Origin of the sequence: Streptomyces sp. RPA4-2, assembly GCF_012273515.2 — a bacterium.
GTDB lineage: Bacteria > Actinomycetota > Actinomycetes > Streptomycetales > Streptomycetaceae > Streptomyces > Streptomyces kaempferi.
In genome coordinates, this window is sequence record NZ_CP050975.2 from 3,120,980 (window position 1) to 3,134,131 (window position 13,152).

Annotated in this window: 10 protein-coding genes; 6 read left to right on the plus strand and 4 right to left on the minus strand. The window is 71.7% G+C overall.

Annotation, left to right across the window (positions count from 1 at the left end):
- Positions 1 to 220 precede the first annotated feature (220 nt).
- Positions 221 to 748, plus strand: a complete 528-nt coding sequence (locus HEP85_RS13490; RefSeq protein WP_168527999.1) for a hypothetical protein — start codon at positions 221 to 223, stop codon at positions 746 to 748.
- Positions 749 to 934: 186 nt separating this feature from the next.
- Entirely contained in the window at positions 935 to 1,579 is a 645-nt protein-coding gene (locus tag HEP85_RS13495) for a class F sortase (protein WP_248001913.1), read from the plus strand.
- 50 nt (positions 1,580 to 1,629) lie between these two features.
- Here the strand turns inward: HEP85_RS13495 and HEP85_RS13500 are convergent, their stop codons facing one another.
- Positions 1,630 to 2,412 (minus strand): TSUP family transporter, encoded by a 783-nt coding sequence (locus tag HEP85_RS13500; RefSeq protein ID WP_168528000.1) that lies wholly within the window; start codon positions 2,410 to 2,412, stop codon positions 1,630 to 1,632.
- 317 nt (positions 2,413 to 2,729) lie between these two features.
- On the opposite strand from HEP85_RS13500, the gene nirB reads away from it, so the two are divergent.
- From nirB to HEP85_RS13520, 4 genes are all read left to right on the plus strand, one after another.
- Positions 2,730 to 5,321 (plus strand): nitrite reductase large subunit NirB, encoded by a 2,592-nt coding sequence (gene nirB, locus HEP85_RS13505; RefSeq protein ID WP_329287741.1) that lies wholly within the window; start codon positions 2,730 to 2,732, stop codon positions 5,319 to 5,321.
- Complete coding sequence (gene nirD / locus HEP85_RS13510; protein WP_168528001.1) at positions 5,318 to 5,710, plus strand: nitrite reductase small subunit NirD; 393 nt, start codon at positions 5,318 to 5,320, stop codon at positions 5,708 to 5,710. Before nirB ends, nirD begins: the two co-directional genes overlap by 4 nt.
- 33 nt (positions 5,711 to 5,743) lie before the next feature.
- Positions 5,744 to 6,328: a TetR/AcrR family transcriptional regulator gene (locus HEP85_RS13515; RefSeq protein WP_168528002.1), complete on the plus strand. Its 585-nt coding sequence runs from the start codon at positions 5,744 to 5,746 to the stop codon at positions 6,326 to 6,328.
- A gap of 111 nt (positions 6,329 to 6,439) precedes the next feature.
- The gene (locus tag HEP85_RS13520; protein WP_168528003.1) at positions 6,440 to 7,204 is read left to right on the plus strand and encodes an SDR family NAD(P)-dependent oxidoreductase; all 765 of its coding nucleotides are present in this window, start codon (positions 6,440 to 6,442) and stop codon (positions 7,202 to 7,204) included.
- 15 nt (positions 7,205 to 7,219) lie between these two features.
- Here the strand turns inward: HEP85_RS13520 and HEP85_RS13525 are convergent, their stop codons facing one another.
- The 3 genes from HEP85_RS13525 to HEP85_RS13535 form a co-directional block, all read right to left on the minus strand.
- Positions 7,220 to 8,158: an oxidoreductase gene (locus HEP85_RS13525; protein WP_168528004.1), complete on the minus strand. Its 939-nt coding sequence runs from the start codon at positions 8,156 to 8,158 to the stop codon at positions 7,220 to 7,222.
- 275 nt (positions 8,159 to 8,433) lie between these two features.
- A complete protein-coding gene (ppdK, locus tag HEP85_RS13530) occupies positions 8,434 to 11,184 on the minus strand; it encodes a pyruvate, phosphate dikinase (protein WP_168528005.1) in 2,751 nt (916 codons plus the stop codon).
- Positions 11,185 to 11,677: 493 nt separating this feature from the next.
- Positions 11,678 to 12,913: an ROK family transcriptional regulator gene (locus tag HEP85_RS13535; protein WP_248001914.1), complete on the minus strand. Its 1,236-nt coding sequence runs from the start codon at positions 12,911 to 12,913 to the stop codon at positions 11,678 to 11,680.
- Positions 12,914 to 13,152: the final 239 nt, after the last annotated feature.

Below are 13,152 nucleotides of genomic sequence, written 5' to 3' on the forward strand. Positions count from 1 at the left end.
CCCGTTCTCCCCTCGCGCTCGACGCACACCGCTGACCTGCCGAAACGTCCTCCGATCCCCCCGTACGGCCCTCTCGTACACCACCCGTTCACCACGCTTCCGGCCTTCCCCGGCAAGCGGGCGCGTGCCGGTACCACTTACCTCGGAAGGGCAGGGGCACGACCGACGCAGCGGCACTTGGGGGTGCCGCGGGCCGCGCCCCCTCGGAGGAGCAGCAACCATGCGACGCACAGCCCGTCTGCTGACCGGTACCGCGCTCGCCGTCGCCGCCGCGGGTCTCACGGTCGCGCCCGCGTACGGCGAAAGCACCGTGAGTCTGGAGGTGTCCCCCTCCACCGCGCTCCCGGGTGGCGACATCGCCGTCAGCACGGCGGCGTGCGGCACGAACGGCGCCGCGACGGGTGACGCCAGCGCGGTCGGCGCCGGGACCTTCCCGCTCGCCGCCGGCCCGCACGAGAACGACGCGGTCGGCCGGTTCCGGGTGCCGCCGAGCGCCCAGCCCGGGACGTACGAGATCGTCGCGAAATGCTCCCGCGGCACACAGGTCACCGGCGATCTGACGGTCACCATGACCTCGGCGACCTCGGCGCGCGACCAGCTCCAGCCGCGCGGACATGTGAACACGGGCGTCGGTGGCGCACTCGGCACCGACCCCACGAAGACCGCGGCGGGAGTGGCGGCACTGGCCGTCGCCGCCGCGGGCGGTACCTGGCTCCTGCATCGCCGGGCGAGAGGCGACGGGATCTGACGGACACCCTCCGCTGTCCGTCCGCCGGTACCGCCGTTCCCTCCCCCTCCGTGGCCCGACGCCCCTCGCGGCCCGGAGGGGGACGGGGACCCACCCCGACGAAACCCCGAGGCAGCCCCGACAGGACTTCGAAGACCCCTGCGGAACCCCTGACGAACCCCCGCAGAACCCCGAGAGGAGGCTCCAGTGCACCGGATAACCAAAGCCGGTCGCCCCGGCAGCGTCGGCAACACCGTCATAGCGTCCGTCACCGTGGTCGCCCTCTGCTCGGGCGTCTGGCTGGTGCGCAGCGGCACCGAGAGCCATCCGCCGCCCCAGCCCTCCGCCGCCCAGTCGGGCACCGGCAGCGCCGCCCGGCAGTCCGTCCCCGCGCTCCGCCACTCCCCGCCCGAACGGATCCGCATACCCTCGATAGGCGTGGACGCCCCGCTGATGGGACTCGGACTCACCCCCCAGGGCAGTCTGGACGTCCCGCCCGCCGAGCAGAAGAACCTCGCGGGCTGGTACGAGGCCGGCACCACGCCCGGCGAGCGCGGCACCGCCATCGTCGCCGGTCATGTCGACAACACCGAGGGGCCGGCCGTCTTCTACGGCCTCGGCGCCCTGCGCAAGGGCAGCGCCATCGAGGTGGCGCGCCGCGACGGCGGCACCGCGCACTTCACCGTCGACGCCGTCGAGGTGTACGACGCCCGCGACTTCCCCGACGACAAGGTGTACGGGGCCGCGCCCCGCCCCGAACTGCGCGTCATCACCTGTGGCGGCGGCTATTCGAGGACGACGGGCTACCAGGGCAACGTGGTCGTCTTCGCCCACCTGACCGGCGGCGGCTGACCCGGGCCCGCCCGCGGGCGGCCGACACGGGTCCGGCCCGAGCGGCGGCCTCAGGCCACCCACTGCTGGTAGGCCAGGTTCGCGACCAGCGCGAACACCACCGTCAGCAGGACCACCCGGACGAACCCGCTGCCCCGCTTCAGCGCGGTGTGCGCCCCGACGGTGCCGCCGACGAGGTTGAAGACCGCCATCAGCGCGGCCAGTTGCCAGTACACCGTGCCCTTCCACGCGAAGGTCGCGAGGGCGCCCGCGTTGGTGCAGCAGTTGACGATCTTCGCGGTCGCCGAGGCGGTCACCAGGTCGAGGTGGAGCAGCGCGGTGAGGGCGAGGACGAGGAAGGTGCCCGTGCCGGGGCCGATGAGCCCGTCGTAGAAGCCGATGCCGAGGCCCGCGAGTCCGATCGCGGCGAGCACGCGGCGCGGCGGGACGGGCTCGGCGGAGGGCGCGGTACCGAAGGCGGGACGCAGGATGACGAACGTCCCGACGCCGACCAGGACCACCATCACGACGGGCTTCAGGACGTCCGTGCTCATCCCGGCGGCCACGAAGGCACCGGCCGTGGAGCCGGCGAGCGCCGCGAGACCGATCCGTACGGCCAGCCGCACGTCGACGGGCGCCTTGCGCGCGTACGTCACCGCCGCGCCGCTCGTCCCGACGATCGCGACCGCCTTGTTGGTACCGAGCGCGTACGCCGCCGAGGTGCCGCCCGGCAGCCCGAGCAGCAGCGCGGGCAGCAGGAGCAGTCCGCCGCCGCCCACCACGGCGTCGATCCATCCCGCCGCGAGGGAGGCGAGGCACAGCACAACGACCATGGTCAGCGATATGTCGGGCATGATCGCGACCCTATGGAGGGGATGGATGTGCCGTCCATCAAAGGGGGCGTCCTGTGAGGTTCGGCTCCCACCGCCGAGCTGCCGCGGGACCGCCCGGCACCCGCCGGTGACGCGTGTGGGGCGGGACCCTCACAGCCGGTCCCCGCCCCCGCTGAGATCAGCGTTCCGCCCGGGAAACCACGGCGATGCGACCGGGTAACACCGGCATCGCAGGCTGCGGGCATGACCTCGAACGCGCGGCCGGTGGTGACCGGCGCCGGAACCGCGGGGTCCTGGCCGCAGGCCGCTGCACCGCACCCCGACGACGGAGGCTCCCGATGTCCACGGACACCCCCACGATCGTGCTCGTCGGTCACGGCATGGTCGGCCAGCGCTTCCTGGAGGCGCTGGCCGAGCGCGGGCTGACCGCGACGCACCGGGTGGTCGTGCTCGGTGAGGAGCCCCGTCCGGCTTACGACCGGGTCCGGCTCACCTCGTACTTCTCGGGCCGCACCCCGGACGAACTCTCGCTGACCGACGCCGGGTTCGTCGCCGAGCACGGCATCGAACTGCACCTCGGCGACCCGGCCGGGACGATCGACCGGGCGGCGCGGACGGTCACGGCCCGCTCCGGCCTGACCGTCGCCTACGACACCCTGGTCCTCGCCACCGGCTCCTCCCCCTTCGTGCCGCCGGTGCCCGGCCGGGACGCCGAGGGCTGCTTCGTCTACCGGACCATCGAGGACCTGCTCGCCATCGAGGAGTACGCGAAGACGCGTGCGACCACCGGCGCGGTGGTCGGCGGCGGGCTGCTGGGGCTGGAAGCGGCGGGCGCGCTCCAGAGCCTCGGACTGGCCACGCACATCGTGGAGTTCGCACCGCGGCTGATGCCCGTGCAGGTCGACGAGGGCGGCGGCGCGGCGCTGCTGCGTACCGTCAGGGACCTCGGCCTGACCGTCCACACCGGCACCGGCACGCGGGAGATCGTCACCGGCGCCGACGGCGCCGTGACCGGCATGGGCCTCTCCGACGGCTCCGAACTCGCCACGGACCTCGTGGTGTTCTCGGCGGGCGTGCGTCCGCGCGACCGGCTCGCCCGCGACAGCGGACTCATGGTCGGCGAGCGCGGCGGCATCACGGTCGACGAGCGGTGCCGCACCTCCGATCCGCGCGTGTTCGCGATCGGCGAGTGCGCCCTCGCGTCCGACGGCCGGGTGTACGGGCTGGTCGGGCCCGGCTACGAGATGGCCGAGACGGCCGCCGCGACGATCGCCGGCGCGGACGCGGCCGCCGGCTTCACCGGTGCCGACCTCTCCACCAAGCTCAAGCTGCTCGGCGTGGACGTCGCGTCCTTCGGCGACGCGCACGGCACCACCGCCGACTGCCTCGACGTCGTCTACGCCGACGCGCGCTCGGGCACCTACCGCAAGCTCGTCATCGGCCGCGACGGCGAGCTGCTCGGCGGCATCCTGGTCGGCGACGCCGACGCGTACGGCACCCTGCGCGCCCTCACCGGATCGGTGCCGCCGATCGCTCCCGGGCAGTTGGTGCTCCCGGCGGGCGCGGGTGCCCCGGCCGCTCTCGGTCCCTCCGCGCTCCCCGACTCGGCCGTCGTCTGCTCCTGCCACAACGTCACCAAGGGCACGGTCCGCGACGCGGTCACCGAACACTCCCGCACCACCGTGCCGGAGGTGAAGAAGTGCACCAAGGCCGGTACCGGATGCGGGAGTTGCGTCAAGGTCCTCGGTCAGCTCGTGGACGAGGAGCTGGCGGCGCACGGCGTCGAGGCCGACCACGGCCTGTGCGGCTGCTTCCCGCAGACCCGCGAGGAGCTGTACGAGATCGTCCTCGCGCTGCGCATCTCCTCGTACCAGGCGTTGCTCGACCGCTACGGACGGCCCGGCGCCCGGGGCGGCGACGGCTGCGAGGTCTGCAAACCGGCCGTCGCCTCGGTTCTCGCCTCGCTCGCCCCGGTCATCGGCACGAGCGGCCATGTCCTGGACGGCGAGGAGGCGGCCCTCCAGGACACCAACGACCACTTCCTCGCCAACCTGCAGAGGAACGGCTCCTACTCGATCGTGCCGCGCGTCCCCGGCGGCGAGATCACCCCCGAGAAGCTCATCGTGATCGGTGAGGTGGCCCGGGACTTCGGCCTCTACACGAAGATCACGGGCGGTCAACGCATCGACCTGTTCGGCGCGCGGGTCGAGCAACTCCCCCTGATCTGGGCCAGGCTGGTGGACGCGGGCTTCGAGTCCGGGCACGCGTACGGAAAGGCGCTGCGGACCGTGAAGTCCTGCGTCGGCCGGACCTGGTGCCGCTACGGGGTCCAGGACTCGGTCCGGATGGCGATCGACCTGGAGCTGCGCTACCGGGGACTGCGCTCACCCCACAAACTCAAGTCGGCGGTCTCCGGGTGCGCCCGGGAGTGTGCCGAGGCCCGGTCCAAGGACTTCGGCGTCATCGCCACGGCCACCGGCTGGAACCTCTGGGTCGGCGGCAACGGCGGCGCCACGCCCCGCCACGCGGACCTGCTGGCCCAGGACCTGGACGATGCCGGGCTGGTCCGTCTGATCGACCGGTTCCTGATGTTCTACATCCGTACCGCCGACCGGCTGGAGCGCACCTCGGCCTGGCTGGAGCGGATGACGGGCGGCCTCGGCCATGTCCGGGACGTCGTCGTGCACGACTCGCTCGGCATCTGCGAGGAGCTGGACTCCCTGATGGCCGCTCATGTCCGCGCCTATCGCGACGAGTGGGCGGAAACCCTCGGCGACCCGGTGAGACTGGCCCGGTTCGTGTCGTTCGTGAACGCCCCCGGCACCCCCGACCCGGTGGTCGGCTTCGTCCCCGAGCGCGACCAGATCAAGCCGGACCTGCCGCTGCTGGCCATCGGCCCACGCCCCCTGGAAGGAAGCGCCCAGCGATGACCCGACCACACAGCGCCCCTCCACTGAAGGTTCAACTACGCCTGGAAGAGGCTTGGTTGACCATCTGTGACTTCTCGGCCCTGACGCCCGGCCGGGGGGTGGCCGCACTGCTGCCGGACGGCCGTCAGGCCGCCGTCTTCCGCGACCGGGCAGGCCGGACGTACGCCATCGACAACCGCGACCCGTTCAGCGGCGCGGCGGTCCTCTCCCGCGGCCTGACCGGCTCCCACCAGGGCCGGCCCTTCGTCGCCTCGCCGCTCCTCAAGCAGCGGTTCGACCTGGGGTCGGGACGGTGCCTGGACGACGAAACGGTGACGGTCACGACGTACGAGGTGAGGACGTACGAGGCAGGGACAACATCGGCGCAGCTTGCACACCCTCTGACTTGACCGTTCGTTCTGGAAAAGCCTAGGCTCCCCCGCATGGCCAGGACCAAGGAGTTCGATCCGGACGCCGCGTTGCAGTCGGCCCTGGAGCTGTTCTGGCGCCGCGGTTACGAGGCGACGTCGATGGCGGATCTCGTCGAGCACCTCGGCGTCGGGCGCGCCAGCATCTACGCGACCTTCGGCAACAAGCACGACCTGTATCTGAAGGCGCTGGACCGTTATCAGCAGGCGCGCAATCCGCAACTGCTGCGGGAGTTGTCCCAGCCGGGCCCCGCCCTGCCGGCCGTCCGTGCGGTGGTCCGCCGCTTCGCGACCGAGGCGGCGACCGGCGAACGGCGCCTGAGCGGCTGCTTCGTCACCAACACGGCCACCGAACTGGCTCCGCACGACACCGACGCGGCCCGCCGGGTAGAGCACAACTGGGACCACCTCGAAACCCTGCTGCACGCGGCCCTGGTCCGCGCCGAGGCCCAGGGCGAACTGCCCGCCGGCCGCGACCCGCTGGCCCTCGCCCGCATGCTGCTGGTCCTGATGCAGGGACTGCGGGTGGTGGGCAAGGCGTCCACGGACCCGGCCCGCGTACAGGACGCCGCGGAGCAGGCACTGACCCTGCTCGACTGAACGCGCCCCGCTCGGCGCGTTTCGGCGTCCCCTCATATTGAACCGATCAGTCTGTAAAGACCATCCCTCGCGTACGCGTCCCGTACGACACCGCAGACGAATGGAGAACTCGTGAGCGTCCGCTTCTCCGGCAGGACCGCCCTCGTCACGGGCGCCGGATCCGGCATCGGCCGCACCACCGCTCTGGCGTTCGCCGCCGAGGGCGCGCACGTCGTCGTCGCCGGGCGCACCGCCGCCCCGCTGGACGAGACGGTCGCGTTGATCGAGGCGCGCGGCGGCAAGGCGCTGGCCGTGCCCGCCGACGTGTCACGCGCCGCCGACTGGCGGGATCTCGTCAGGACGGCCGTGGACCGCTTCGGCTCACTCGACGTGGCGGTCAACAACGCGGCCGTCTTCCACGGCGGGACACCGCTCGCCGACCTCGCGGAGGCGGACTGGCACGCGCAGTTCGACATCAACACGACCGGCGTGTTCCTCGCTCTCCAGGCCCAGATCCGGCAGATGCGGACCCAGCCGGCCGGCGGTGCGATCGTCAACATCGCCTCCACCATCGGCGTGCACACCCGGCGTCCGGGCGTCGCCGCCTACGCCGCGTCCAAGGCGGCCGTCACCGCGCTGACCCGCGCCGCGGCCCTCGACCACATCGCCGACGGCGTCCGGATCAACGTCGTCAGCCCAGGCGCCGCCGCCACCACGATGTCGCTGCGCCCCGGCGAGTCGGAGGCCGAGCGGGTCGAGCGGGTGCGGCACGAACTGCCGCTGGGCCGGGTGTCGAGGACGGAGGAGGTCGCCGCGGCCGTCCTGTACCTGGCGTCCGAGGACGCGGCGTCGGTCGTCGGCACGGACCTGGTGGTCGACGGCGGCGGCGCGCTCTGAGCGCCGGCGGACCGGTCAGGCCTTCAGGGCGTCGTACGACACTCCGGTGAGCTGCTCGGAAACGTCCCAGAGCCGCTCGCCCGCCGCGTCGTTGCGGGTCCGGCCGGTCCGCCAGGACTCCGCCGGCGCGCCACGCCACATCGCGAACGAGGGTCCGGTGAAGGAGTCGGGGCGCACGCCGGGCGCGGTGGCCGCGTACAGCGTGGGCAGGGCGCCCGCCCGCGGGCTCTGCCCGAAGACCCGGTTGCCGATCTCCATGAACCGCTCGGCCCCCTTGCGGCCGGCCATCCGGGGCCCGGTGGTCTGCAGGTTCGTCGAGGCGTACCCGGGGTGGGCCGCGGCCGCCACGACGTCGGAGCCGACGGCCGCCAGCCTGCGTGCCAGTTCGTGGGTGAAGAGCAGGTTGGCGGTCTTGGAGCGGGCGTAGGCGATCCAGCGCCGGTAGGAGGGCCGCGCGCTGTCGAGGTCGTCGATGTCGATGTCGGAGAGCACGTGCATCATGCTCGACACGGTCACGACGCGGGCGCGGGGGGTGTTCAGCAACGCGGGGAGCAGCAGTCCGGTGAGGGCGAAGTGCCCCAGGTGGTTGACCCCGAACTGTGTCTCGAACCCGTCGGTGGTGCGCCCCGGCGGCAGGGCCATCACTCCGGCGTTGTTGACGAGCAGGTCGAGCCGCTCTCCGTACGCATGGTCGTATGTCGCCGCGAACTCCCCGACGGAGTCGAGGTCGCCCAGGTCCAGCCGTACGAACTCCACGTCGGCGCCCGGCACTTCGGTCACGATCCGGTCACCGGCCTCGCTCCCCCGCGCCTCGCTGCGACAGGCCAGCACGACCCGCGCCCCGCGCCGGGCGAGCTCACGCGCCGTCACATAGCCGATCCCGCTGTTGGCGCCGGTGACGACGGCCGTACGACCGCTCTGGTCGGGGATGTCGTTCACGTTCCACGCGGTCATGCCGGACCTCTCTCCACCGATGTCTGTCCCTCACCGTACGCAATCCGCCACCCGGCCAACGGCAAGGCGCCGACGGCGGCGACGGCCACGACGCCCAGCGCGCGGGCGAGCAGGACCGGGACGCCGGCCCCGTCCCCGAGAAGCGCGGGCCACGCACGACGGGGCGGCACCTCGCACAAGGTGCCGCCCCGCTTCTTTCGTACGCCGGAGCCGTCGATCGCCGGTGAGGGTGAATGGTGGTCGACGGGCCCGGAGTCACCGGTGCTCCCGAAGGGCTACCGGTGGTCGCTGCCCTTCGCCGTCGACGCCGCCCGGCCCGCCTCCAGGCGCGCCACCGGAATCCGGAACGGCGAGCAGGAGACGTAGTCGAGGCCCACCTCGTGGAAGAAGTGGACCGACTCGGGGTCGCCACCGTGTTCGCCGCAGACGCCGAGCTTCAGGTCCGGACGCGTCGCGCGGCCGGCCTGGACGGCGGAGCGGACCAGGGAGCCCACGCCGTCCCTGTCGATGGTCTCGAAGGGCGACACCCCGAAGATGCCCTTCTCCAGGTACGCCGTGAAGAAGCTCGCCTCCACGTCGTCCCGGGAGAAGCCCCAGACGGTCTGCGTGAGGTCGTTCGTGCCGAAGGAGAAGAACTCGGCGGCCTCGGCGATCTGCCCCGCCGTGAGAGCCGCCCGCGGGAGCTCGATCATCGTGCCGATGGCGAGCTTCAGCTCGATGCCCGTCGTCTCCTGCACCTCCGCGATGACCCGGTCGGCCTCCTCGCGGACGATCTCCAGTTCCTGGACCGTGCCGACCAGCGGGATCATGACCTCGGCGCGCGGGTCGCCCTTGGCGTTCCTGCGCTCGGCCGCCGCCTCCGCGATGGCCCGTACCTGCATCGTGAACAGGCCGGGGATGACCAGGCCGAGGCGCACACCGCGCAGGCCCAGCATCGGGTTCTGCTCGTGCAGCCGGTGCACCGCCTGGAGCAGGCGCAGGTCGTTCTCGTTGGCGTCGCCGCGCGACTCCGCGAGCGCCACCCGTACCGACAGTTCGGTCACGTCGGGCAGGAACTCGTGCAGCGGCGGGTCGAGGAGACGGATCGTCACCGGAAGGCCGTCCATCGCCTCGAAGAGTTCGATGAAGTCCCGCTTCTGCAGCGGGAGCAGCTCCTTGAGCGAGTCCTCGCGCTCCGCGTCCGTGTCGGCCAGGATCAGCCGCTCCACCAGCTCGCGCCGGTCGCCGAGGAACATGTGCTCGGTGCGGCACAGGCCGATGCCCTGCGCTCCGAAGCGCCGGGCCCGCAGGGCGTCCTCGGCGTTGTCGGCGTTGGCCCGCACCCGCAGCCGGCGGACCCGGTCCGCGTACGCCATGATCCGGTGCACGGCGGCGACCAGTTCGTCGGCGTCGTCCGCGCCGGCGTGCATCCGGCCCTCGAAGTACTCGACGACCGGGGAGGGTACGACCGGGACCTCGCCGAGGTAGACCTTGCCGGTGGAGCCGTCGATGGAGACGACGTCGCCCTCCTCGATCACCACGCCGCCGGGGGCCGTCATGCGCCGCCGCTTGGTGTCGACCTCCAGTTCCTCCGCGCCGCACACGCACGTCTTGCCCATGCCGCGCGCGACGACCGCCGCGTGCGAGGTCTTGCCGCCGCGGGAGGTGAGGATGCCCTCCGCCGCGATCATGCCGTCGAGGTCGTCGGGGTTGGTCTCGCGGCGGATCAGGATGACCTTCTCGCCGGAGCGCGACCACTTGATCGCGGTGTACGAGTCGAAGACGGCCTTGCCGACGGCCGCACCCGGCGAGGCGGCGATGCCGCGGCCGATCTGGTCGACCTTCGCCTGGTCGTCGAAGCGCGGGAACATCAGCTGGGCGAGCTGGGCGCCGGTCACCCGCTGGAGCGCCTCGGCCTCGTCGATCAGGCCCTGGTCCACCAGCTGGGTGGCGATCCGGAAGGCCGCGCCCGCGGTGCGCTTGCCGACTCGGGTCTGGAGCATCCACAACTGACCGCGCTCGATGGTGAACTCGATGTCGCAGAGGTCCTTGTAGTGGTTCTCCAGGGTCTCCATGATCTGCATCAGCTGGTCGTACGACTTCTTGTCGATCGACTCCAGCTCGGCGAGCGCGACGGTGTTGCGGATGCCGGCGACGACGTCCTCGCCCTGGGCGTTCTGCAGGTAGTCGCCGTACACGCCCTGATGGCCGGAGGCCGGGTCACGGGTGAAGGCGACTCCGGTGCCGGAGTCGGGGCCCAGGTTGCCGAAGACCATCGAACAGACGTTGACGGCCGTGCCGAGGTCGTGCGGGATGCGCTCCTGGCGGCGGTAGAGCTTGGCGCGGTCGGTGTTCCACGAGTCGAAGACCGCGTGGATGGCGAGGTCCATCTGCTCGCGCGGGTCCTGCGGGAAGTCCCGGCCGGCCTCGGTCTTGACGATCCTCTTGAACTTCGTGACCAGCTTCTTGAGGTCCGCGGCCTCAAGCTCCGTGTCGACGGTGACCTTCTTGGCCACCTTCGCGGCCTCCAGCGCGTCCTCGAAGAGCTCCCCGTCGACGCCGAGGACGGTCTTGCCGAACATCTGGATGAGGCGGCGGTAGGAGTCCCAGGCGAAGCGGTCGTCGCCGGCCTGCTGGGCGAGCCCCTGGACGGACTTGTCGGAGAGCCCGATGTTCAGGACCGTGTCCATCATGCCGGGCATCGAGAACTTCGCACCGGAACGGACCGATACGAGCAGAGGGTTGTCGGCCTGGCCGAGCTTCTTGTCCATGCTCGCCTCGAGGGCCTTGAGGTGCGTGCTGACCTCGTCACGCAGTGCCGCGGGCTCCTCGCCGCTGTCGAGGTACGTCTTGCACGCCTCGGTGGTGATCGTGAAGCCCGGAGGGACGGGAAGGCCCAGGTTGGTCATCTCGGCGAGGTTCGCACCCTTGCCGCCCAAGAGGTCCTTGAGGTCTTTGTTGCCCTCGGTGAAGTCGTAGACGAACTTCACGTCCCCGACGCCGCTGTCGCCGCTCTCGGCTACGTGGGGATCTTTGTTTTCCGACACGAGTCTCGACTCCTCGACGTCGCGGTGGCTGCCCTGACGGCGAGGAACATACCCAGATCGAAGGCACCTGGGTACGTCCACTTGCACGTCATACGCCTGTAACCACCCGTCCGCCACGCGATCGAAAGTCAAGGCTTGGCAAGCGCCCGGAGCGGGATGTTTTCACTTCTTGAACGAGTGAGCGCACACTCGCCCACAAAATCGCTCATGTGAGCATGCTCCGGCACGCCTGAGTTTAATCGATGAACGATCAAGGGGTGGCACTGAGTGCCACCCCTTAGGGAAGTGCAGCCGCCCAAGATCCGCTCATCTGAGCATTACACCGATCAGAGGTGGCGAGAATCACGCCGGAACGAGGGCCGGAATTTCATCATGCGGACCACGACGCGGACGCGACACACGGCTGTCACTTGGCACCGGCCACCGGGCACCAGGCACCAGGCACCAGGCACGGAAGGCTCGGACAGCGCGCGGGCTCGGACGGCCCACAGGCTCAGACGCCCAGCGCCGCCAGCCGCTCCTCGACCCGCTCCGGCGCGTACAGGTACTCGACGACCAGCGCCCCGGCGCCGACCAGTCCGGCCCGCTCGCCGAGCTTCGACGTCACCACGTCCAGATGAGCGGTGGAGCGGGGCAGCGCCCGCTGGTACAGGAGCTCACGCACGCCCGTGAGGAACGGGGTTCCGGCCAGGTCTCCGGCGATCATCAGAACACCCGGGTTCAGCAGGGTCACGACGGTCGCGAGGACGTCCCCGACCTGCCGCCCCGCCTCCCGTGCGAGCGCCATCGCCTCCGGGTGCCCGGCCGTCAGCAGGTCGCGCACGTCCGAGCCGGACGCGGCCGGCACTCCGGACTCCACGAGCCGCCGCGCCACGGCGCCACCGCTCGCGACGGCCGCCAGGCATCCGTACGAGCCGCACCGGCACAGCGCGTCGGCGCCGACCCGGATGTGCCCTATGTCGCCGGCGCCGCCGTCGACACCCCGGTAGATGGAGCCGCCGACGACCATGCCCGCGCCGATACCGGTGGAGACCTTGACCAGGGCGAACGCCGAGCAGTCCGGGTACCCGGCGCGCTGTTCGCCGTACGCCATCAGGTTGGCGTCGTTGTCGACGAGGACGGGGACACCGGAGCCGCCGCCGCCCGTCTGCTCCGCGAAGGCGCGCCCCAGGCGCCCCCGGATGTCGTAACCGTCCCAGCCCGGCATGATCGGCGGCTGCACGACCCGTCCGGTCTCGCTGTCGACCGGGCCCGGCACCGCCAGCCCGATCCCGCACACCGAGCCCACGGGCCGCCCGGCCTTCTCCAGCAGTTCGGCGAACCAGCCGCCCAGTTCGCCGAGGACCGCGTCCGGGCCGTCCTCGATACGCAGCGTGCCGTGGTGCTCGGCCTGGATCTCGCCGGTCAGCGAGACCACGGCGGCCCGGCCGTGCCGGGTGTCGAGATCGGCGGCGAGGACGACGGCGTGCGCGTCGTCGAACTCCAGGGTGATGGAGGGGCGGCCGCCCAGCGGTGAGTCCACCGGGCCGCCCGCGCCCTCACGCAGCCAGCCCGCGCGGAAGAGCCGGTCGAGGCGCTGGCCGACCGTGGCCCGGGACAGACCGGTGGCCTGCTGGAGCGCGCCGCGCGTCGTGGCACGGCCGCTGCGCACCAGTTCGAGCAGATCTCCGGCGCTTGCCTGGTTCCCGGCCCTCATGGCCTTCGCCGCCCTTCCCGTCGTGCCGGTCATGCCCCACCCCTTGCGTTCCCCAACTCTGCATTACATATTGGGTTTTGCGTGTTAAATAGACGTAACCCTACGGTACCCAGTGCCGAACCGGTCGGCCGGACGTCTTCGGGGAGACCTGAGTGGACAGCACAACCCAACTCACCATCCGCCGCACGGGAATCACCACCCCCGTGCGCACCTCGGGCTCCCCCGCTCCGCCCGGTTCGGGCGAGATCACCCACTCCGCCGCCGACGTATAC